General features: G+C 63.3%; 28 protein-coding genes. 12 read left to right on the forward strand and 16 right to left on the reverse strand.

Annotation, left to right across the window (positions count from 1 at the left end; translation table 11 throughout):
* The first annotated feature begins 75 nt into the window (after window positions 1-75).
* Entirely contained in the window at window positions 76-540 is a 465-nt protein-coding gene (locus tag GYA94_RS08755) for a PA2171 family ribosome-binding persister protein (protein WP_009685522.1), read from the forward strand.
* 41 nt (window positions 541-581) lie between these two features.
* Here the strand turns inward: GYA94_RS08755 and GYA94_RS08760 are convergent, their stop codons facing one another.
* Both GYA94_RS08760 and GYA94_RS08765 read right to left on the reverse strand, forming a co-directional pair.
* Window positions 582-1,691: a Gfo/Idh/MocA family protein gene (locus GYA94_RS08760; RefSeq protein WP_110677206.1), complete on the reverse strand. Its 1,110-nt coding sequence runs from the start codon at window positions 1,689-1,691 to the stop codon at window positions 582-584.
* A 138-nt stretch (window positions 1,692-1,829) separates the two neighbouring features.
* On the reverse strand, window positions 1,830-2,054 hold the full coding sequence (locus GYA94_RS08765; RefSeq protein ID WP_110677208.1) for a hypothetical protein: 225 nt from the start codon (window positions 2,052-2,054) through the stop codon (window positions 1,830-1,832).
* Between the two features lie 193 nt (window positions 2,055-2,247).
* Between GYA94_RS08765 and GYA94_RS08770 the strand changes: the two genes are divergently transcribed.
* From GYA94_RS08770 to GYA94_RS08780, 3 genes are all read left to right on the forward strand, one after another.
* The gene (locus GYA94_RS08770; protein WP_156089064.1) at window positions 2,248-2,397 is read left to right on the forward strand and encodes a hypothetical protein; all 150 of its coding nucleotides are present in this window, start codon (window positions 2,248-2,250) and stop codon (window positions 2,395-2,397) included.
* A 91-nt stretch (window positions 2,398-2,488) separates the two neighbouring features.
* Window positions 2,489-2,830 (forward strand): hypothetical protein, encoded by a 342-nt coding sequence (locus GYA94_RS08775; protein ID WP_110677210.1) that lies wholly within the window; start codon window positions 2,489-2,491, stop codon window positions 2,828-2,830.
* A 116-nt stretch (window positions 2,831-2,946) separates the two neighbouring features.
* Window positions 2,947-4,734, forward strand: a complete 1,788-nt coding sequence (locus tag GYA94_RS08780; protein WP_161892142.1) for a thiamine pyrophosphate-requiring protein — start codon at window positions 2,947-2,949, stop codon at window positions 4,732-4,734.
* 78 nt (window positions 4,735-4,812) lie between these two features.
* Here the strand turns inward: GYA94_RS08780 and xth are convergent, their stop codons facing one another.
* The 3 genes from xth to GYA94_RS08795 all read right to left on the reverse strand — a co-directional run bounded on the left by xth (window position 4,813) and on the right by GYA94_RS08795 (window position 6,297).
* Window positions 4,813-5,607, reverse strand: a complete 795-nt coding sequence (gene xth, locus GYA94_RS08785) for an exodeoxyribonuclease III (protein ID WP_161892143.1) — start codon at window positions 5,605-5,607, stop codon at window positions 4,813-4,815.
* A complete protein-coding gene (locus GYA94_RS08790) occupies window positions 5,604-5,846 on the reverse strand; it encodes a hypothetical protein (RefSeq protein ID WP_009685528.1) in 243 nt (80 codons plus the stop codon). Before GYA94_RS08790 ends, xth begins: the two co-directional genes overlap by 4 nt.
* Before the next feature lie 178 nt (window positions 5,847-6,024).
* Window positions 6,025-6,297 (reverse strand): PepSY domain-containing protein, encoded by a 273-nt coding sequence (locus GYA94_RS08795; protein WP_047149911.1) that lies wholly within the window; start codon window positions 6,295-6,297, stop codon window positions 6,025-6,027.
* A gap of 178 nt (window positions 6,298-6,475) precedes the next feature.
* On the opposite strand from GYA94_RS08795, the gene GYA94_RS08800 reads away from it, so the two are divergent.
* A complete protein-coding gene (locus GYA94_RS08800; protein WP_054903842.1) occupies window positions 6,476-7,015 on the forward strand; it encodes a type 1 glutamine amidotransferase domain-containing protein in 540 nt (179 codons plus the stop codon).
* Window positions 7,016-7,088: 73 nt separating this feature from the next.
* Here GYA94_RS08800 and GYA94_RS08805 read toward each other — a convergent pair whose 3' ends face one another.
* Window positions 7,089-7,976: a MerR family transcriptional regulator gene (locus GYA94_RS08805; protein WP_110677219.1), complete on the reverse strand. Its 888-nt coding sequence runs from the start codon at window positions 7,974-7,976 to the stop codon at window positions 7,089-7,091.
* 153 nt (window positions 7,977-8,129) lie between these two features.
* Between GYA94_RS08805 and GYA94_RS08810 the strand changes: the two genes are divergently transcribed.
* The 7 genes from GYA94_RS08810 (at window position 8,130) to GYA94_RS08840 (ending at window position 13,630) form a co-directional block, all read left to right on the forward strand.
* Complete coding sequence (locus GYA94_RS08810; protein WP_054903840.1) at window positions 8,130-8,576, forward strand: PAS sensor domain-containing protein; 447 nt, start codon at window positions 8,130-8,132, stop codon at window positions 8,574-8,576.
* 100 nt (window positions 8,577-8,676) lie between these two features.
* Window positions 8,677-9,099, forward strand: coding sequence for a nuclear transport factor 2 family protein (locus GYA94_RS08815; protein ID WP_029887149.1), 423 nt, complete (start codon window positions 8,677-8,679; stop codon window positions 9,097-9,099).
* A complete protein-coding gene (locus GYA94_RS08820) occupies window positions 9,096-9,848 on the forward strand; it encodes an SDR family NAD(P)-dependent oxidoreductase (protein WP_009685534.1) in 753 nt (250 codons plus the stop codon). Before GYA94_RS08815 ends, GYA94_RS08820 begins: the two co-directional genes overlap by 4 nt.
* Window positions 9,849-9,851: 3 nt before the next feature.
* A complete protein-coding gene (locus GYA94_RS08825) occupies window positions 9,852-11,099 on the forward strand; it encodes an NAD(P)/FAD-dependent oxidoreductase (RefSeq protein WP_161892144.1) in 1,248 nt (415 codons plus the stop codon).
* A complete protein-coding gene (locus GYA94_RS08830) occupies window positions 11,096-11,905 on the forward strand; it encodes a DUF1365 domain-containing protein (RefSeq protein WP_161892145.1) in 810 nt (269 codons plus the stop codon). Before GYA94_RS08825 ends, GYA94_RS08830 begins: the two co-directional genes overlap by 4 nt.
* Complete coding sequence (locus tag GYA94_RS08835; RefSeq protein WP_054914215.1) at window positions 11,880-13,142, forward strand: SAM-dependent methyltransferase; 1,263 nt, start codon at window positions 11,880-11,882, stop codon at window positions 13,140-13,142. Before GYA94_RS08830 ends, GYA94_RS08835 begins: the two co-directional genes overlap by 26 nt.
* Window positions 13,142-13,630 (forward strand): DUF2878 domain-containing protein, encoded by a 489-nt coding sequence (locus GYA94_RS08840; protein WP_161892165.1) that lies wholly within the window; start codon window positions 13,142-13,144, stop codon window positions 13,628-13,630. The genes GYA94_RS08835 and GYA94_RS08840 overlap by 1 nt, the downstream gene beginning before the upstream one ends.
* Here GYA94_RS08840 and GYA94_RS08845 read toward each other — a convergent pair.
* The 10 genes from GYA94_RS08845 to GYA94_RS08890 all read right to left on the reverse strand — a co-directional run bounded on the left by GYA94_RS08845 (window position 13,571) and on the right by GYA94_RS08890 (window position 20,891).
* Window positions 13,571-13,750 carry a DUF2256 domain-containing protein gene (locus GYA94_RS08845; RefSeq protein WP_080709259.1) on the reverse strand — a complete coding sequence of 60 codons (180 nt, stop codon included), beginning with the start codon at window positions 13,748-13,750 and terminating at the stop codon, window positions 13,571-13,573. The two genes, GYA94_RS08840 and GYA94_RS08845, sit on opposite strands and share 60 nt — an antisense overlap.
* On the reverse strand, window positions 13,747-15,273 hold the full coding sequence (locus GYA94_RS08850; RefSeq protein ID WP_161892164.1) for a cryptochrome/photolyase family protein: 1,527 nt from the start codon (window positions 15,271-15,273) through the stop codon (window positions 13,747-13,749). The genes GYA94_RS08845 and GYA94_RS08850 overlap by 4 nt, the downstream gene beginning before the upstream one ends.
* Window positions 15,274-15,281: 8 nt before the next feature.
* Window positions 15,282-15,587: a DUF6482 family protein gene (locus tag GYA94_RS08855; RefSeq protein WP_161892146.1), complete on the reverse strand. Its 306-nt coding sequence runs from the start codon at window positions 15,585-15,587 to the stop codon at window positions 15,282-15,284.
* Complete coding sequence (locus GYA94_RS08860) at window positions 15,584-16,126, reverse strand: DUF3833 domain-containing protein (protein ID WP_029887143.1); 543 nt, start codon at window positions 16,124-16,126, stop codon at window positions 15,584-15,586. The genes GYA94_RS08855 and GYA94_RS08860 overlap by 4 nt, the downstream gene beginning before the upstream one ends.
* Before the next feature lies 1 nt (window position 16,127).
* Window positions 16,128-16,670 carry a chalcone isomerase family protein gene (locus tag GYA94_RS08865; protein ID WP_054912790.1) on the reverse strand — a complete coding sequence of 181 codons (543 nt, stop codon included), beginning with the start codon at window positions 16,668-16,670 and terminating at the stop codon, window positions 16,128-16,130.
* Between the two features lie 83 nt (window positions 16,671-16,753).
* On the reverse strand, window positions 16,754-18,118 hold the full coding sequence (locus GYA94_RS08870; protein ID WP_161892147.1) for a sensor histidine kinase: 1,365 nt from the start codon (window positions 18,116-18,118) through the stop codon (window positions 16,754-16,756).
* A complete protein-coding gene (locus tag GYA94_RS08875; protein WP_009685546.1) occupies window positions 18,115-18,777 on the reverse strand; it encodes a response regulator in 663 nt (220 codons plus the stop codon). The genes GYA94_RS08870 and GYA94_RS08875 overlap by 4 nt, the downstream gene beginning before the upstream one ends.
* Window positions 18,778-18,779: 2 nt before the next feature.
* Complete coding sequence (locus tag GYA94_RS08880) at window positions 18,780-19,421, reverse strand: tetratricopeptide repeat protein (protein WP_029887140.1); 642 nt, start codon at window positions 19,419-19,421, stop codon at window positions 18,780-18,782.
* The gene (locus GYA94_RS08885) at window positions 19,418-20,224 is read right to left on the reverse strand and encodes an SDR family oxidoreductase (protein WP_029887139.1); all 807 of its coding nucleotides are present in this window, start codon (window positions 20,222-20,224) and stop codon (window positions 19,418-19,420) included. The genes GYA94_RS08880 and GYA94_RS08885 overlap by 4 nt, the downstream gene beginning before the upstream one ends.
* Window positions 20,211-20,891, reverse strand: a complete 681-nt coding sequence (locus tag GYA94_RS08890) for an iron-containing redox enzyme family protein (RefSeq protein ID WP_161892148.1) — start codon at window positions 20,889-20,891, stop codon at window positions 20,211-20,213. The genes GYA94_RS08885 and GYA94_RS08890 overlap by 14 nt, the downstream gene beginning before the upstream one ends.
* Window positions 20,892-20,899: the final 8 nt, after the last annotated feature.

Raw genomic sequence — 20,899 nt, forward strand, 5'->3', positions numbered from 1 at the left:
CATTGAACCTTGCCGCTTGGCGCTGGCTCAACACTTCGCGACCGTGACCTTTTTCCCGCCTATGAGGGGTACCACATGAACGCAATCGAACTGTTGATCCAGGACCACCAGTTGGTGAAGAAACTGCTCGAAGAACTGTCCTCGACCACCGAGCGCGCGGTAAAGAAGCGTGCCGAGCTGCTTGCACGGATCAAGCAGGAAGTCGACATCCACACGGCCCTGGAAGAAGAGATCCTGTACCCGGCGATCAAGCAGGCCGGCGGCAAGGAAGAGGCCAAGATGTATTACGAGGCCAAAGAGGAACACCGCACTGTCGACTCGCTGGTCATCCCGGACTTGCTGCACACCGAAACCGGCACTGTAGAGTTCGCCGGCAGGGTCAAAGTGATGAAGGAGCTGCTCGAACACCATATTGAGGAGGAAGAAAGCGAGCTGTTCCCCACTGCCCGTAAGCTGTTGGGCAAGCAGGAGCTGGAGGAAATGGGGCTGGCCATGGAGGCGCAGAAGAAATTGCTCAAGGAAGAGCAGCGAGCGGCCTGACCTTGGCCTGCGCGCCCTCCTCGGGCGCGCAGCCACCGGCTTTATTCAGTAGGCGATTCAGTGTTGATCATCGGTGCCGCCTCTGCCAGCGCAAAGGCCCGGCGCTGCTCACGCCGACGTGCAAACGCACGCGCAGGCAACGGCTCCAGGCATTGAGGCTGGCCAGTCAGCAAGGCGCGCTCGATTGCCGCCACCACCCGCACGTCGCGCCAGCCTTCCTCACCGTCAGGTTCCGGCATTTCGTTGCGCAGGATGCAGTCGGAGAAATAAGCGGTCTCCCCGGCAAACTGGTCGACAATCGGGTTGACGTGCACACGCGTTTCGCCACCGATCGTGGCACGGTAACTGATAGCGACCCCTTCCCCGTAGCCGAAGCAGGGCGAAGCTTCGATCTCGCCTTCTGTACCCAACAGCTGGAAGCGTTCGGTGTCTGGCAACGTGTAGCTGACGGTGAACTGCGCCAGCCGCTCTTCGGGAAAGCGCAGGCTGACAGTGACCGTGTCCCAGGTTTGCAGGATGCTGCCCGGCGAGTGGACCCCCACTGCGCTGACTTCGATCGGTTCGGCATTGAACAACTGGCGGACCATGTTCAGCGGATAAGGGCCCATGTCGGGCACCGGCCCGGCAGCAAAACCGTTCTGTGCCCGGTGGTTGCCAGGTTTGACCCTTTGGGTGAAGGTCGAGGTAAACAACCGCGGGTCGCCGAAATGGCCAGCATGCACACGCTCGATCATGTCCAGCGTGCCAGGCTCGCAGTGCAAGCGGTAGGCGATCATCAGCTTTGCCCCCGAGCGCTTCGCCGCCTCGATCATCGCTTTGCAATCCGCCTCGCTGGTGCCCATCGGCTTTTCCAGCAGCACATGGATACCGGCCTCCAGTGCGGGGATCACAAACTCGCGATGGCGAAAATTAGGTGTAGCAACATACACCGCGTCCACCTCACCGGCGCTTAACAGCGTCGCATACTCCTCGTAGGCATAGGCTTTGAGCCCATATTGGGCGGCCAGGTGAGTGGCCTTCTGCGCATCGCCGGTGACCAGTGCAGTGATAACCGAGTTGTCGGTCTGGCCGATGCCGGGCATGAACGCGCCTTGGGAAATCGAACCACCTGCCACTACGCCATAGCGGATCTTGCCTGCTGCGGTAGGCATTGAGCTGTTCCTTTTCATCGGGATGGTTGAGCGCTTGAGTCATCAATTCGGGCGAGCCGATAGGTGGAGAAAATCCCGATATCGGCCTACCCCAGGGCTGGATACGTGGTTCTGATCAGAACCGTGACGTGCGTTTGATCATTCGCGCAGCTTTCCATCGACCTGCGCCAACTGCCGCTTGATGGCCTCGGTTTCTGCTTCCTGCTCTTTGATGGACGTGGGCGTAATCACCTTGTCTACCGCTTCGGTCTTGGGGTCGGGTTTCTCGAGCACAGGTCCAGGCACCTGCTCGCCACGTTGTGCCTCTTCCGAGGAAACGGGGCGTGGAACCTTGTCGCCGGTATTGCCATCGGTGTGTTTCATGAGTTTCTCCTCAGCTACGTCAGGTCTATTCAGAAGAGCATGCAGGCTGGCAAAAGTTTGATTTGCCTTCCCTCAAGGCCCAGTGCCGGCGTTGCCGAGTGGTCAGTTCGTGTACCCCTGGGCGGATTGAATGGAACGGTCAACGCGGCCACACCGCCTAACGCCATACCCACTCACCCACAGGAGAACCACCATGATCGACCCTTCTCATCCCGACCCCTATGTTGACGAGATACCCCACAACCCCGGCGAGCCGGTACTCGAACCCGAACCCGAGCCACCGAAGCAGGCGCCCGATTGGCCGGAAGACCAGGTTCCGCCTGAGGAACAGTCCGACGGTTGAACCCAGCGTTGCGCCATCCGTCGGCAGCAAAGCACGGGAGGTGCGCTGACCAGGACCAAATAAAGGTGATCAACCTCGATGGAGACTCACCATGAAGACTTACAAGCCCCACACGCTGTTTTTGGCGCTATGCCTTGGAGCCAGTGCGCCGCTGGCCCTGGCCGCCACCGACACGAACGACCAGCGTGCCCCTGCTACCCACACGGATGACAGCGGCCACATGAACGGCAACGGCGGCGCTACCGGGTCCGGCACACCAAGCGATGGCATGGGTACCGGGGCCGGCGGTACCGACAGCAATGACACGGATAAAACAGGTGGAGATGGCACCACCCAGGGCTCGGGTAGTGGCGGGACAGGGAACGGCCCCGGAACGGGTCAGGGTGGCGGATCTGGCACAGGTGGCAGCGGCGGGAATGGCGCCGGTGGTTGAGCCAGCCAGCCCTAGCGCGGTATATGCCCACTCGGGTGGCCCGCGCGCACTCACTTGAAACTTTACCGCCAGCTGCTCAGTCCAGACCCCTATCGATCACGCCTAGGGGTAACATGATGAGCAGCACAGTAGGTGACTTTCTGGTGGAGCGTCTGTACCAATGGGGTGTGCGGCGTATTTTTGGCTACCCTGGCGACGGTATCAACGGGGTGTTCGGTGCCTTGCGGCGGGCTGAGGGCAAGATCCAGTTCGTGCAGGCACGCCATGAGGAAATGGCTGCATTCATGGCCAGTGCACACGCCAAGTTCACCGGTGAACTTGGCGTGTGCATCGCAACTTCCGGCCCAGGCGCTTCGCACCTGCTGACGGGCTTGTATGACGCGCGCATGGATCACCAGCCGGTTCTGGCGATTGTCGGCCAGCAGGCGCGCGCCGCGCTCGGCGGGCACTATCAGCAGGAGCTCGACCTGTTGTCGATGTTCAAGGACGTTGCCGGGGCCTTCGTGCAGCAGGCGTCTACCCCAGCGCAAGTGCGGCACCTGCTTGACCGCGCGGTACGCACTGCCGTCGGCGAGCGCCGGGTTACCGCTGTCATTCTTCCCAATGACTTGCAGGACCTGCCTTATGAGGACCCACCGCGGGCCCACGGCACCGTGCACTCCGGCGTTGGCTACAGCAAGCCCAAGGTGGTGCCGTTCGCAGCCGACCTGCAGCGCGCCGCCGAGGTGCTGAACGCGGGGCGCAAGGTGGCGATACTGGTGGGGGCAGGCGCGCTGCAGGCCAGCGAACAGGTGGTGGCGGTGGCTGAAGCACTGGGCGCTGGCGTGGCCAAGGCGCTGTTGGGCAAGGCGGTATTGCCCGACGACCTGCCGTGGGTGACCGGGGCGATAGGCCTGCTAGGCACCGAGCCCAGTGCGCACCTGATGAACGAATGCGACACTTTGCTGATGATCGGTTCCGGCTTCCCCTACGCCGAATTCATGCCCAAGGAAGGCCAGGCCCGTGGCGTGCAGATCGACCTGCAGCCGGACATGCTCAGCTTGCGCTACCCGATGGAAGTCAACCTGGTGGGGGATGCCAGCGAAACACTGCAGGCCCTGCTGCCGCTACTGGAGCACAAGACCGATCGGCGCTGGCGGGCCAAGGTCGAAGGCTGGCGCGGCAAGTGGGACAAGACCTTGGCCAAGCGGGCCATGGCCAAGGCAGACCCCATCAACCCGCAGCGGGTCGTGCACGAACTCTCCCCGCGCCTGCCCGACCATGCCATCGTCACCAGCGACTCGGGTTCCTGCGCCAACTGGTATGCCCGCGACCTCATGGTGCGCCAAGGCATGCAGTGTTCGTTGTCAGGTGGCCTGGCGAGCATGGGCGCGGCGGTACCTTATGCCATCGCCGCCAAGTTCGCCCACCCGCAGCGTGGCGTGATCGCGCTGGTAGGTGACGGCGCGATGCAGATGAGCAACCTGGCCGAGCTGATTACCGTTGCCAAGTACTGGCAGCAATGGGACAACCCCCAGTGGATCTGCGCGGTGTTCAACAACGAAGACCTCAACCAGGTCACCTGGGAACAACGGGTCATGGAAGGCGACCCGAAGTTCGAGGCTTCACAGTCAATTCCTGATGTGCCTTATCACCTGTTCGCCATCTCCATCGGCCTGCAGGGTATCTACGTGGAGCGGGAGGAGGATATCGCCGACGCGTGGGAGCGGGCGCTGGCGGCTGACCGGCCTGTGCTGATCGAGTTCAAGACCGACCCGAATGTGCCTCCCCTGCCCCCGCACATCAAGTTGGAGCAGGCCAGGAACTTCGCCAGCAGCCTGCTCAAGGGCGACCCTGACCAGGCCGGGGTCATCGTGCAGGCGGCCAAACAGGTGCTCAGCACGGTGCTGCCGGGCAAGAAGTAACGCACCACGTGACTGCGCTACCGGAATAGGCCTCGGCTGTTCCGGTAGCCACCGAGGCAGAGCGCTTTGCCCGTTGCCTCAGTTGCGGCGGCGGCCGCCCAATTCGACCCACACAGGGGCGTGATCGCTGGCCTTGGCCTCATTGCGCACCCAGGCATCTACCCCCGCCCCTTTCAGGTAAGGGGCGAGCTCGCGGTTGAGCAGCAGGTGGTCGATGCGCAGCCCGGCGTTACGTGCCCAGTGGTTGCGGAAGTAATCCCAGAAGGTGTACACGCGCTCGTCCGGGTACAGGTGGCGAACGGCATCCGTCCAACCTTGCGTCAGCAGACGCTCGAAACAGGCACGGGACTCTGGCTGCAACAAGGCATCCTTGAGCCAGGAACGTGTGTCGTAAATGTCCAGGTCCGTGGGCACCACGTTGAAATCACCCGCCAGGAGCGCTGGGTGCCCATTGGCATACAGCGTTTGCGCATGCTGGATCAGGCATTCGAACCAGCGCAACTTGTAATCGAATTTCGGCCCAGGCTGCGGATTACCGTTGGGCAGATACAAGCACCCGATCAGCACCCCATGCGCCGCTGCTTCCAAGTAACGGCTCTGGGTGTCGTCCTCCATGCCTGGCAAGCCACGTCGCACCTCCAGCGGCTCGCTGTCACGCGCCAGAATGGCCACGCCGTTCCAGGCGGGCTGGCCCTGATAAAGACTGCCGTAACCTGCAGCCTCGATCTCCTGACGCGGAAACTTGTGATCAGCAGCCTTCAATTCCTGCAGGCAGGCGATGTCGGGCCGTTCGCGCTTCAACCACTCCAGCAATGCGGGCAAGCGGCTGCTGATACCATTGATATTGAAGGTGGCGATGCGGAGGTTTTTCATGCGTCAGGGTCATTCACGTGGGCCTGAACTGCGTCTTCCAGCGCTCGCACATGGGCTTCGTCGGCCAGTGCCTTGAGCGCCAGCCAGTCGTCCCAGTCGAGGGTGCCATCGTCGCGCAGGGCCTCGGCGGTGCGCAGCAGTTCATGGTGGTAGGCGTCTGGCGATTCGCTGCGGTAACTGACGTCGTCGTACTGCGCGTACCACGCTGCCAGTTCGGGAATGCTGCGTTCGATACTCATGGCGGTGCCCTCGCTCAATCATTATGGGTGAGAGCACCTCGAGCGCGCGATGTTCAGTCCGGGTACATCGGCGGTAGAGCGCGGCCGGCCACTGCACAACAGAACGGCGCAGGAACCAGCCCCAAAAAAAACCCGTGCTCCAGGCACGGGCCGCTCAGTGAGCAACACCCGCTCTGGATCAGTTATCCAGTTCGTCCTTGACGACCTTGCCGTCGCGCGGATCGACCTTGAACTCGTACTGCTTGCCATCGGCTTTGATGCCCTCACCTTCCCAATGGCCGTCATCGGCCTCGATCTTGGTGATTTGCGTGTAGCCAGCGCCCTTCAGCGTCGCTTCCGCCTGGTCTTTGCTCACCTTCCAGTCAGCACCAGGCTGGTCCGCCCACGCCGCCGTACTGCCCAGCGCGGTCGCCAGCGCCAGGCCAGTGAACAGTCGAGTCATCGTCTTCATCGCCAACATCCTTTTTCATGAAAGTTAGCGGTACGACTGGCGGCCGCACCTCAGCGTTCAGTTTTGTTTCGGGGGCATGGATGCGATGTCATCAGCCAGCACCGCCGGTGAATTGCGTTGGAACTTCGCGGCGGGACGATGGCCTCCTTCTCAGGCCTATCGAAAACGGAGAATCACGATGTACGACAAACTGAATGGCAAACGCGTGGCATTCCTGGTGACTGACGGTTTTGAACAGGTCGAGTTGACCGGCCCACGTGAAGCCCTGGAACAAACAGGCGCGGTGGTCGATATCCTGAGCGAAAAGGACGGCACGGTACGCGGCTGGAACCATGACAAACCGGCTGACGAGTTTACCGTGGATGCCACCTTCGACAGCGCGCAGGTGGACCTGTACGACGCCATTGTGTTGCCGGGCGGGGTGCAGAACTCCGATACCATCCGCCTGATCGAGGGCGCGCAAGCGCTGGTGAAAAGCCACGCTGCGGCAAACAAGCCACTGGCAGTGATCTGCCACGGGGCCTGGCTGCTGATATCGGCGGGCCTGGTAAAGGGCAAGCGGATGACCAGCTACCAGACCTTGCAGGACGATATTCGCAACGCCGGGGGCGAGTGGGTGGATGAGAAGGTGGTGGTAGACGGCCACCTTATCAGCAGCCGCAAGCCGGACGATATCCCGGCCTTCAACGATCAGTTGATCAAAGCACTGAGCGAATGAACCGCGTCAGCCAAGGCAGGCTGAGGTCGCGTTGATGCTGTGAGTTTTGCGCACCCGGTCCTGCAGCGGGTGCTCAAAGCTCCAACCGGCCTGCCAGCAAGGCACTCAGCACCCCGGCAAGGTCATCGCCATGTTCATCCAGCAGCCGCAAGGGTATGCCTTGCAAGACCGATTGTGACCCGGCGAGGTCCGCACCGACCAACGCCAGCGGGCACGCGACATCCATCTGCAAGGCGCGCAGTTGGCGGGCCAGTGTTGCGCTCACCGAGCCCTGTACGGCAATCACCAACGCTGCAGGCTGCACGGCGGCGCAGACCAGCGCCAGCTCTTCCAGTGGCTGATCACAGCCAAGCACGTCAATGCGCTGTTGCTCGCTGCTCAGCAACAGACCGGTGCACAGCAACTGCGCTTCAGCATGCCCTTCAGTGCCCGCCATGATCACGCGCGGCGCATTGGCCTGGTTCATCTGCAGGCGCATCAGGAGGCGCGCACGCAAGAAATTATCGAAGAACACCCATTGGCTGCGTTGGCCGAAGGCTCGCCCGGCGGCCAGTTGCTGCCAGACCGGCATCAGCACTTCGCGCAGCACCGTCGCCTTGGGCAACAACGTGAACAACTGGCCATGCAGCGCATCCAGCGCTTGGGCATCGAACGCCTGGGTAGCACGCAGCAGCGCTGCGCGCCATTCGGCAAAGGCCGAATCCGACTGCATGGCGGCTTTCGGCTGGGCGGCGAGGCGCTCACCGACCTTGCTGATCGGCAGCCCATGGTTGGTCCAGTGCAGAATGTCGCGGATACGCTGCACATCCTCGGCCGTGTACAGCCGGTGACCACCGTCGGTGCGCTGCGGGCGGAGCAAGCCGTGGCGCCGCTCCCAGGCGCGCAGGGTCACCGGGTTGATGCCCGTCAGGGTAACCACATCGCGCATGGGCAGCAGGTCGGCTTGAGTAGTATCAGTCATTGCACGGGTCGTCCGGGAAGTGCCCCATTCTAAACCGATACACACCTTCTGCGCAGTGCCGAACTGGGTCATCATGCAGCAAACTGCGCGCGAAGCCCTGCACAGAGGCTACGCTGCGCTTACTGAACATGACATTTGCGTAGGTAGCGCTACATGATCACTGCAAAACTCCTGCAACTGATGGTCGAGCAATCCAACGACGGCATCGTCGTAGCCGAGCAGGAAGGCGAAGACAGCATCCTCATCTATGCCAACACAGCTTTCGAGCGGCTGACGGGCTACCAGGCCAGGGACATCCTGTACCAGGACTGCCGCTTCTTGCAGGGCGCCGACCATGACCAGGAAGCCGTACAGCGCATCCGCGAGGCGATACGTGACGGCAAGCCGTGCCGGGAAGTCCTGCGCAACTACCGCAAGGATGGCAGCCCGTTCTGGAACGAATTGTCCATCAGCCCAGTGTTCAACCAGGCGGATCAACTGACCTACTACATCGGCATTCAGCACGATGTTTCCCGGCAGGTAGAGGCCGAGGCGCGGATCAAGGCGCTGGAAGCCGAGGTCGCTGAACTGCGGCAGCAGTTGGCGCAACGCGAAAGCTGAAATAGCTATACAAAAACTTTGACTTGTACAATTTTTGTCGTAGGCTTCGAGTATACCTGTACAACAATCGGGTGTTGTACAGGATTGTCCGGAGCCGAGCATGTCCGCTTACCTGCAGCAGTTCGCCGAACGCTTTGCCCACCTTGACGTGGACAGCCTCGATTCACTGAACACCCTGTACAGCGAAGACGTTGTCTTCCGCGACCCCCTGCATCAAATTCACGGGCTCGACGCCCTGCAGGCCTATTTCGCCCAGTTGTACGCCAATGCCCGCGATATCCGCTATGCCTTCGCCGCGGCGGACGAGGTGCTACCTGGCCAGGGTTACCTGCGCTGGACCCTCGAGTTTCGTCACCCACGGCTGGCACGGGGGGCACCGATAACGGTGCAAGGCTGCAGTTTTCTGCAGTGGCGTGACCGCGTCCATTTCCACCAGGATTTCTTCGACGCAGGCGCCCTGTTGTATGAGCACGTTCCACTGATGGGCGGGGCCATTCGCTGGCTCAAAGGCAGGCTGGCATGAGCCGCTGCTGGTTGACAGGCGCTAGCAGCGGCCTTGGCGCAGCCCTTGCGCAAGCGCTGCTCGAACAAGGGCACCAGGTCGCGTTGGGTGGCCGTCGCAGCCAGGCACTGCTGCCGTTGGCCGAGCGGTATCCGGGGCAGGTGCTGTTGGCCGAGGGCGACATTGCCGACGCTGCACAAGTGGCACAAATGGCCGCCCGCATCGAGCAAGCCTGGGGTGGGCTGGACATGGCGGTCTTCAATGCAGGCACTTGTGAATACCTGGAGCCCGGCCACTTCGACCCGGCGCTTGTCGAACGCGTGGTACGCACCAACCTGCTGGGCGTGAGCAACTGCCTGGCCGCCGCCCTGCCCTTGCTGCGGGCAGGCGTGCGCCCGCACTTGGTGGTGGTCGGCAGTTCGGTAACCTGGCTGGCCTTGCCCCGTGCCGGGGCCTACGGGGCGTCCAAGGCAGCCGTGCGTTACCTGGTGGAGTCGCAGCGGATCGACCTGGCACGCGAGGGTATCGACGTGACGTTGGTCAGCCCGGGCTTTGTCGATACGCCGTTGACCCGCCGCAACGACTTCCCCATGCCGCAACTGTGGTCTGCCGAGCGCGCGGCACAACATATTGCCAAGCGCTTGCCCCGGCGCCCGCTTGAAATCAACTTCCCGAGCCTTTTCACCTGGGGCCTGCGTGTGCTCGGGGCCCTGCCCCCGCGTCTGCGCCTGGCCCTGGGCCTGCGCTTGGCCCGCCACGAACAGGACTGACCCATGCGCATCGCCATTATTGGAAGCGGCATTGCCGGCCTCACCTGCGCCTACCTGCTCTCCCGTCGCCACGCGGTCACGGTGTTCGAAGCCGCGAGCTGGGTCGGCGGCCACACCCACACCGTGGACGTGGACTGGGCAGGCGAGCGCTATGCCATCGATACTGGCTTCATCGTGTTCAACGACTGGACCTACCCGAACTTCATTCGCTTGCTCGAGCAACTGGATGTGGGCTCACAACCCACGCAGATGAGCTTCTCCGTAAACGACCCACTCAGCGGCCTGGAATACAATGGTCATAGCCTCGACACCCTGTTCGCACAACGCAGCAACCTGCTGTCACCGGGTTTCTGGGGGATGCTGCGCGAAATCCTGCGCTTCAACCGGCAGGCTATCGCCGACCTGGATGCAGGGCGAATAGACGATCACACCACGCTGGGCAGCTATCTTCAGGCGCAAGGCTACGGGCAACGTTTTGTCGATCACTACGTGGTGCCCATGGGCTCGGCGATCTGGTCGATGTCCCGGGCCGACATGCTGGCTTTTCCGTTGCAGTTCTTCGTGCGCTTTTGCCGCAACCACGGCCTGCTGTCGGTCAATCAGCGGCCGCAATGGCGGGTGATAGAAGGTGGTTCGCGCAGCTATATCGGCCCGCTGAGCCGGCGGTTTGCCGAACAGGTACGGCTTGACTGCAAGGTTCACCGGGTCGACCGAGACCAGGGTGGGGTGACCCTGCACAGCGCTGCCGGCACCGAGCGCTTCGACAAAGTGGTATTCGCCTGTCACAGCGACCAGGCCCTTGCCCTGCTGCAGGCACCGAGTACACAGGAGCAGGCAGTACTGGGCGCCATCGGCTACGCCGACAATGATGTGGTGCTGCACACCGACACCCGCCTGCTGCCCCGCCGGCGCAAAGCCTGGGCCAGTTGGAACTACCGCCTGGCCGGCGACGGTCAGGCACCGGCCGCGCTGACCTACAACATGAATATCCTGCAAGGCCTGCAGGCGCCGGTGACGTTCTGCGTGAGCCTGAACCAGACCGCCCTGATCGACCCCGCCCAGATCATCGCCCGCTTCAGTTACGCCCACCCGCAATACAGCCTGGCGGCGCTGGCCGCACAGGCCCGGCATGCGCAGCTGCAAGGCGGTCAGCACAGCTATTTCTGCGGGGCCTACTGGGGCAACGGCTTTCACGAGGACGGCGTCACCAGCGCGCTGCAGGTGGCCAGCCATTTCGGGGAACAGCTATGAACAGCGGTCTGTGCCTGGGCTGGCTCAGCCACCGGCGCCTGAGCCCGCGGCCGCACGCCTTCCGCTACCAAGTCGGCATGTTCTACCTGGACCTGGACGAGCAAGCCTGGCTGATGACCCTGTCGCGCTGGTTACGGCGCTCGCGCCTGGCGCCGCTGAGCTTCCGTGAAACCGATTACCTGCCGGCCTTTACCGGCCAAGGGCAATCGCTGGCCGGCGCCGCGCGGCGGTTGGTGGGCCGAGCCACGGGCCAGGTGCCGGAAGGGCCGGTACGCCTGCTGACCCAGATGCGTTGCTGGGGACTGGCGTTCAACCCGGTGAGTTTCTACTTCTGCCACGACCGCGATGGGCACCTGGCGGCAATCCTGCTGGAAGTACGCAACACCCCTTGGCGAGAGCGCTTCCACTATGTGCTGCCCGTACAGGGCGGGCTGGCGCAGCCGTTCGCGGTGAACAAGGCCTTTCACGTGTCGCCGTTCATGCCGCTGGACATGGACTACCGCTTGCGCTTCCACCTCGACGAGAGCCGGGTGCGCATCCACATGGAAAACTGGCAAAGCGGCCACAAGGTCTTCGAAGCCGACCTGGCACTACGGCGCCAACCCTTGGACCGTCCCGCCTTGCACCGCTACATCCTGGCCTTCCCCTGGATGAGCCTGCGCACCCTGACGGGCATCTACTGGCAAGCCCTGCGCCTGTTCTGCAAGCGCACGCCTATTCACGACCACACCGCCAGCCAGGGCGACCTGGCACTTGGCCAACCTTGCGAGGACTCCGATCATGTCCAATCCCACCCTGAGCGTTAGCAAGTCAGCAGGCATCGCCCCTTGGTTGGGCGCGCTGGCGCGCAACGCTGTGCTGGCACAGCTGGGCAAGTTGCGCCATGGCCACCTGCGTGTGCTCTGCCATGGGCAACAATGGGCCTTCGGTGATGCCGCCAGTGCCCTGCAGGCGGAGGTGGAAATTCTCGATGATGCTGCCTGGAACCTGCTGGCGAGCAATGGTTCGATCGGTGCCGGTGAGGGCTATATCCATGGTTACTGGCGCAGCCCGGACCTGGCCCTGGTCACGCGGTTGTTCGTCGCCAACCTCGAGGTGCTCGACGCCCTGGAAGGGGGCCTGGCGCGGTTGGGCCGGCCCGCCCTGCGCCTGCTGCACCGGCTCAACCGCAACAGCAAGCGCGGTGCGCGACGCAACATACTGGCCCACTATGACTTGGGCAACGCACTGTTCGAACAGCTGCTGGACCCGACCATGATGTACTCGGCTGCCCAGTTCGAGCACCCCGACCAACCCCTTGAACAGGCCCAGCTTCGCAAGCTGCAACGCATCTGCGAGAAGCTTGAACTGGGCCCGGAAGACCACCTGCTGGAGATCGGCACTGGCTGGGGCAGCCTTGCCATCCATGCTGCCAGCCATCATGGTTGCCGGGTCACCACCACCACCCTGTCCCAGGCGCAATACAGCCATACCCTGCAACGGGTCAAAGACCTGGGGCTGGAGCGGCAGATCACCGTGCTGCAGGAGGACTACCGCGACCTGCGCGGGACATTCGACAAGCTGGTCTCGATCGAGATGATCGAGGCTGTAGGCCACCGCTACCTGCCCACGTACTTCCGCCAGTGTGGAGCGTTGCTCAAGCCTGATGGCCTGATGCTGATCCAGGCGATCACCATTCGCGATCAACGCTATACCCAGGCACGGCGCTCGGTAGACTTCATCCAGCGCTATATTTTCCCCGGCGGCGCCCTGCCCTCGCTCAGCGTGCTGGTCGATACGGCTAGCCGCCAGACAGCGCTGAACCTGGTTCACATGGAGGATTTCGGTGTCGACTACGCCCTGACGCTGCGGCACTGGCACGACAACCTGAAGCAGTCGCGCGCGGCGCTCGCGGCGTTGGGTTATGACGAGACGTTCCAGCGCCTGTGGGAGTTTTATCTGTGCTACTGCCAGGGCGGTTTCGAGGAGCGTGCCATTGGCGTGGCGCAGCTGTTGTGGGCGGCGCCGAACGCGCGTCGCGCGCCACTGCCTGTACCAGCGTGATGGTTACCCGCGGCCAGATTACCAATGCGCTGTGGCTGCAATTGGGCTGGTGGTTGTGCATATGGGGTGCCAGCACACCTTGGGTGCTGATGTTGGTGCCTTTGGGGCTGGCGCTGCACCTATGGATATGCACACAACCGCGGGCAGAAGCTTGGGCGCTGTTACGCGTGACCATGGCTGGGTGCCTGCTGGACAGCCTGCTAGGCAGCCTTGGTGTATTTGATTTTCACGCCTGGCCGCTGCCCCTATGGCTGGCATCGATGTGGTTGGTGCTGGCCAGCGGTTTGCGCCATAGCCTGGCTTGGGCAGGCCGGCCGTTTTTGCGCGGTGCCGTGGTCGGCGCGGTTGCCGGCCCCCTGGCGTATCTGGGCGGCGCCAGGCTGGCCGATGTCGCGCTGCCCCTGGGGCCTTTGGCAACCACCCTGCTTCTAGTGCCGATCTGGGCCTTGGCCTTGCCCTTGCTGGTGCGCCTGGCTGCGTGGCGCTGAGCGGCGACAGCGCTCGGAACAATAACGCACCTCGTCCCAGCAACGCGCCCAGCGCTTGCGCCAGGTGAATGGCCGGCCACACACCACGCACACCTTGCTTGGCAGGTTTTGCTTCTTCACAGCGGCCTGCCTGCATCCAGCTCGGCGAGCAACTGCTCGCCACGTTGCCACACACCATCACGGCGCGCGGCAGCCATCCGGTCGAGGTTGCGGTAGACCATTGCCAGGCGCGGGTTGGCCGACAGGCGTTGACGGTGGCGCATAAGAAAATGCCAGTACAGCGCATTGAACGGGCAGGCATCGGCTTCCACCACCTTGTCTACCCGATAGCTGCAGGCCTTGCAGTGGTCGGACATCCGCTGGATGTAGCGCCCACTGGCGCAATACGGTTTGGAGCCCAGGTAGCCACCGTCGGCATGCATCACCATGCCAAGCGTGTTGGGCAGTTCGACCCAGTCGAATGCGTCGATGTAGACCGCCAGGTACCATTCACAGATGGCGGCAGGCGCGATGCCTGCCAACAGCGCGAAGTTGCCGGTCACCATCAGCCGCTGCACGTGGTGCGCGTACCCAAGCCGCAGCGTTTGCCCTATCGCTTGCGCCATGCAGCGCATGCGGGTGTTGCCGGTCCAGTAGAACTCGGGCAAGGCGCGGGCGTTGCCGAAGTGGTTCAATGTGGCGTAGTCGGGCATGCGCAGCCAATACACACCGCGGACATATTCACGCCAACCGATCAGTTGGCGGATGAAGCCTTCGGCGGCGTTGAGCGGCACCCTGCCTTCGCGCCAGGCCTGTTGCACGTCTTCGCACAACTGCCGCACATCGAGCAAGCCTATGTTCAGGGCCGCGCTGATGCGTGAATGGAAAAGATACGGCTCACCTTCGGCCATGGCGTCCTGGTAGTCACCGAATGCCGCCAGACCGAAGTCGAGAAAGTGCTGCCACAGCTCAAGCGCCTGCTGCTGGGTGACGGGGTACTCGAACCCGTCTATCTCGCCGTAGTGGTCGCCGAAGCGCTGGCGTACCAGCGCCATCACCGCCAGGGTAATGGCATCGGGCGTAAAGCGCGCCGCGAACGGAGCGCCCAGGTTGCGAGGCAGTGGTTTACGGTTTTCACTGTCGAAGTTCCAGGTGCCCCCGGCAGGGCTGCCATCGGGCTCCAGCAGCAGGCCGCACCGCTTGCGCATACCGCGATAGAAATGCTCCATGCGCAACTGCCGGCGACCCTCGGCCCAGCGCGCGAAGGCCTCACGCGAGCACAGGAAGCGAGTGTCGCGGTGCCACGTCAAGGGCAGCCCGGACTCGCGCAACGCGTGCTCCAGCCGCCACTCGCCACATTCGGTCAGGTCGATCTGCGCCGCGCCAAGCCGTTCGCGCCAGCGGCGCAGCTCACCGACGATGGTGCCGCTGTTTTCGCTGTCATCGATCGGTACGTAGTGCACTTGCCAGCCGCGCTCGCGCAGCGCCTGGGCAAAGTGGCGCATGGCACTGAAAACGAGCACGATCTTTTGCGGGTGATGGGGCACATAGCGCGCCTCGCCCTCCACCTCTGCCATCAGGATAGCGTCCTGGGCAGGGTCCAGTGCCTTCAGGCTTGGCAGCTCCAGCGATAACTGGTCACCCAGCACCAGGCCCAGGCGCACGGGGCGGCCTACCACTGGCTGGCCAGGGTAATCGGCACGCGCAACGGCGCAATGGGGAAGTCACGTTGCCCGCACATCTCATCATGCACCGACTGCTGCACCAGCACGCATGGCACCTCGGCCATGTCAGCCAGCAAATCGCGCAGTTCGGTAGTGGAGCGCAGGCGCACAGGCTGCCCCTGCGCATCGCTCAAGGTAACCGGGCCGGTTGCGGTAATTGCACGCAAAACGTAGAAGCCACCTTCCAGCGACAGCACTTCAAGCTCTTCGATCTCGCCAGCATCCACGTGCTGGGCCAATGCATTCAGGTTCATGGCGTAGCCTCCGGCAGGCGGCGGAAGAACAGCGTGATCTGGCCGATCTCCACGCCTAGTTTGCTCATGCTCGAGCGGTTGATCAGCGTGTCGTCATCCATCAGGTACATCCAGTCGTCCAGGTCCACCTCCCAGTGCTTGCCGTCCACCGGCAAGTCCAGCCGGTAGCGCCAGCGCAGCGCATTGCCCGCCACTTCGCCACGGGCCTCGCCGATCACGTCGCCGGCCGTGCCCCGCCAGCGCCCAGGCCCGTCCGGCACCAAGGTCCAAGTGCGCTGTTGGCGCGTGCCGTCGCTGTACACGAAGTGCTCGTCGAGAATCAGCCGCTCACCTTCTCGGCGGCTGTCGATGCGCACATGAAACCGCTTGACCACCTCGCCGGAACGCTTCTGGAACATGCCCCAGGCCTGAACCGGCCGGGAGAAGAACGCCGCCAGGTCGAGCTTGGGTTGCTCACCGGCATAATGCTCGACCCCCACGTTGCCGCAACTGCCCAACAGCAGGCAGCCAACCAGTAACAGCGCTTTGCCAACGTTCATGTCACGGCTCTCCATCGGTGCCGGCCAGCCCGAGCAAGCGCTGCCGTAATTGTGGGTCCCTGGCATTCGGGCCGAGCCAGATGGCGAAGAATGCCCGGGCAAAGACAGGGTCGGTGATTTCGCGGCTGAGTTTGCCGTCAACGTAAAAACGGCAGCCTTGGCCCGGCAGGTAAACACCTGTTATGCGCATGCCAGGGCTTACGTCGACGAATGCCTGTTGCAGCAGCCCGGTCAGTTGCGCGCTGCGTTGTGCCGTCATGCCGCCCCCGTCGAGCCTGCGCATTTCTGCAAGGCTGGCTTCGACCAAGGTGTCTCTGGACAGCGAGCGGTGGTAACGCAGCTCCAGCGCGAACGGCTCATCCCAGCGCTGCACGGGGCCGGCCGCCCACAGCCGCGCACTGTACAAACGCAGGCCCCACCAGCTGAAATCGCCTTCACCCAGCCGTTGTGCGGCCGGCACATCCGCACGCCAGTCCGCCACAGCCGCCGTGGCCAGGGCGGTCAGCAACAGACACAGGGATGTGAATCGGGCTGGGACTGCCATGCTGGCCTCGGCTGCCATGACTAATATTGTACAAACATAGCAGCTTGTACAGGTTTGTCACCCGCAATGTACAGATTTTTGCATCAGTTCAAAGGCAGCCGCAGGGTTGCCGCCAAGCCACCGCTCGGTCGGTTCTCAAGGTGAACATGCCCGCCCAGGCGGTCAATGATGGTGGCGACAATGGACAGCCCCAGCCCGGCACCGTTGGGGCTGTTACGGCTGTAGAAGCGCTCGAACACGCGCGCTATGTCAGCCGGCTCGATACCTGGCCCTTCATCCTCCACGATCAGCTCGAAACGGTTTTCCAGGCGCCTGAGCAGTACGCTGATGCGCCCTCCCGGGGGCGAATGCTCGACGGCGTTGGAAACCAGGTTCTGGAACGCGATGGTCAACGCACCGGCGTCGATGCCCAGGTGGTGATCACCCTCACCAATATCCAGCGATGGCTCCAGGCCGCGGTCGAGTATCCAGGGAGTCAGCTCGGCCATGGTGTCGGTGACCACCTCACCCAGGTCGACCTTGACCGCGGCGTGCTGGCCCAGGCGCGGCTCGACACGGGCCAGGGTCAGCAACTGGTTGACCACCCGAGTCAGCCGGTCCACACCGCCAATCAGAAAGCCCAGCGCCTTGTGCCGTTCGGCCTCGCTCGCGGCCTCGAGTGCGTTCTGGGCATGCAGGCGCAACACCGCCAGCGGCGTGCGCATTTCATGGGCGGCGTCGGCAATGAAGCGGTGCTCGCGCCGCAGCATGTCTTCGATCTGCGCCAGCAGGCGGTTGATGGCCGCTTGCATGGGTTCCAGCTCCGAGGGCAATGGCGCCAGGCGCAAGGGTTCGAGTGAATCGGCGTGGCGTGCGCGAATGACCGTGGCCATGTTCTGCAAGGGGCGCAGCCCCCAGCCGATCGCCACCCAGACCAGCAACACCAGAGCCAGGCTGCCGAGCAGGAAGGGGAACAAGGTATGGCGCACGATCCGGTCGATCAGGTCGTAGCGCACATCATCACGTTCACCCACCCAGATGACCCAGTGCTTTTCCGGCACCGGTAACACGAAGCCGCGCCATTGCCGGTCACCACTGGAAAAGTCGTAGAACCCGGGTTCGGACGGCGGCAGCGACAGCTGCGGGGCACTGGGTGTATGCACCAGCAACACGCCCCCCTCACCCCATACCTGGAATGCCAGCTTGCTTTCGTAGGGGTGGCCAACCCGGTGGTGGCCGGCCTGGGCCAAGGCGTCGTTGAACGCCTGGTACATGGCCTCGCGCGAGCCGCCCTGGACCGGCAGGCTCATGACCCCCTGCAGCAGGCGGGCGTTCTGCGCCAGGTGGGCGTCGTACACTTCGTTGATCTCGTGGCGACTGTCATGATAGTTGTACAGCGTCAGCAGGCCTGTACCCAGCAGCAACAGCAGCATGACCCGCCACAACGTCCTTCGCCGCAACGAGGTCATGCCTTGCCCTCGACCAGGTAGCCAATGCCCCGCACCGTGCGGATCAGGCCGTTGTTGAGCTTTTTGCGCAGGTGGTAGATGTGCACTTCCAGGGTATTGCTCTCGGGTTCTTCATCCCAGCCATACAGCAGCTGGGTCAGGCGTTCGCGGGTGAACACCTTGCCCGGCTGCGCCAGCAATTCATGCAGCAAGCGGTACTCCTTGGGGGTCAGTATCACTTCCAGCCCTTGGTAATGTACCTGCTGGGTAGCGGGGTCGAGCATGACCCCGGCATGCTCGATCAATACCTTGGCACGCCCGGCGCTGCGCCTGAGCAAAGCCCGCAAGCGGGCCTTCAGCTCGTTGAGGTCGAACGGCTTGACCAGGTAGTCGTCAGCGCCAGCATCCAGCCCGGCGATGCGATCATCCAGGGCGTCCCGCGCGGTGAGGATCAGTACCGGCAAGCTATTGCCAGCGCCTCTCACGCGCCGAAGCACCTCGATGCCATCCAGGCGCGGCAAGCCCAGGTCCAGGATGGCCAGGTCGAATGTTTCATGCAGCAGCGCGTGCACGCCATTCTGGCCGTCGCGCAACCAGTCGAGCGTATAACCCTCCTGGCGCAAGCCATCGCAGATCCCCTCCCCCAGTGCGGTATCGTCCTCAACCAGCAGTAGCCGCATGTTCAGTCCTGTTTGTCCTTGATTGCCTTGAGTAAAGCCGCGATATCCGCTCGCCGGCCTTGGTCCGCCAGTTCACGCCCCGGCCGCGGCGGCGCCTGCATGGCCTTGTGCAAGGCAGCAGTGGCTTCAGCGTAGCGCTTTTGCCGGTACAAGTGGTCGGCCCAGAAATAGTTGCTGTCGATGCCGTTGGGGTTGATCTTGAGGGCTTCGCGCAACAGCTGGTCCGCCTTATCGCCGTCACCGAACCCTATCGGCCAGCCCGGCACCTGGTCGTAAAGCGTGCCAAGGCTGGTATAGGCCGAGCCCTGCAGGGCATCAGGGTCCAGCTTCATGGCCTGCTCCAGGCTGGCCTTGGCGGACTTGACCTTGCCCAGCGCACCGAGCCCACCCACGGCGCCAGCCCAGCTGCTGTTGATGATGCCTTCCCAGATCAGCGGCTCGGGGGTGCCGGGGTGCTGCCTGACGAATGCCGCCGCCTCACCGGACAACTTCTCGAAAGCATCAGCGCGCTGGGCCTTGGGCGTCTGATACTGGATTTGTGCCCAACGCTGTTGCAGCGCGCTGAGCTGCTGGTTTCCGGCTGGGTCCAGTGCCCAGGTGAACGGGGTGAACGCCAGCAGGCTGACGAAGGCCAGTCGCTTCATTTGCTCGACTCCTTGATATGGCCACCAATGTAGCGGCGAATGACAGGCAATTGCTTGCGCAGGGCACGGTCGACCACCCCTGGCAACATGCCGTTGATGCGTACGAAGAGCTTTTCCGGCCACCCCAGGTACAGCTCGCTGCGCTCCGACTGGACGGCCACGAGCACGGCGCGGGCGACATCGGCCGGGTCGTCCATGCCGACCTTCAGCGCCTGGTTGAGCGCGGTGGCGGCGCTGCTGTTCATGGTGGTGCGGGTGGCCCGCGGGGCGGCATACAGCACATTCACCGTGGTATCGGCCAACTCACGGCGCAACGCCTCGGAGAAACCGCGCAGGGCGAACTTGCTGGCACAGTACGTGGCGTAGCCGGGGTAGCCGATCGAGCCGTAAGTGGAACCGACATTCACCACCAGCGCCTTGGGTTGCTCGCGCAGCAGGGGCAGGCAGGCACGGGTCAGCTGCAGGGGCGCCTTGATGTTGATGTCGAGCAATTCATCCAGCGCGTACTCGTCCAGCTGGTCCAGCAAGGCAAAACGGTTTACACCGGCGGCATTGATCAGCACATTGACCCCGCCCATTTCGCGGGCGCGGCTGACCACCTGTTCACGCCCGGTCGGCGTACGCAGGTCGGCCGTTTGCCAACGCAGGCGCCCAGGGTAGCGGTTCATCAGCCCCGCCAGCTTGCCCATGTGCCGGCTTACCGCGAGTACCCGGGCACCGGCTGCACACAATTGCTCGGCCAGTTCCAGGCCGATGCCGCCACTGGCCCCGGTCAGCACCACCACCGACTCATGCAAGCGCATGCTGCACCTCGGCATGCTCAGTGCGTGGCAAACCTTCGAACATGGCGGTATACAGCGGGTACACCACCTTGGCGGCGTGCAGCACCGCCTGCTGGTCGGCCACGTCGTCCAGCCGGTCCATCAGGCTTTTGTAGGTGACCATGTGGTCCTGGTCCAGCGCGCCGTGGGAACTGAGGTAGCTGAAGGCCTGGTTGGGCAACCCGAGGGTGCTCTGGATCGCCCCGGCAGCATGGGTGGCCAAGGCGATGCTGGTGCCCTCCAGCACGTTGACCATGCCGAACAACCCCACCGGGTTGCCCCGTGCGATAAGGTCGTACAGATAGGCAACCATCAACTCGATGGGCAAGGCAGGCCGGCCGTCGCGTACCGCCTCCCAGTCACCGCCACAGGCCTTGATATCGTTGAGGATCCACTGCTCGTGGCCGTACTCCTCCTGGATGTACTCGCACACCGCGCCGCGCAACCACTCCAGCCGCGCCGGCAGCCGCGCGCCGCACGCCATCATCAGCGGTACGGTATGGCGCACGTGGTAATAGGCCTGGGTGAGGAAGGCGATGTAGCTGGCCCGGCTGACCTGGCCGGCCAGCGCCTCGCGAATGACCGGCACCGCGAACAAAGCCTGACGTTCGTGGCTGGTTTGCAGCTGCAGGGTGTCGAAAAATGACATGGTAGACC

Origin of the sequence: Pseudomonas juntendi (assembly GCF_009932375.1) — a bacterium.
GTDB classification, from domain to species: Bacteria; Pseudomonadota; Gammaproteobacteria; order Pseudomonadales; family Pseudomonadaceae; genus Aquipseudomonas; species Aquipseudomonas juntendi.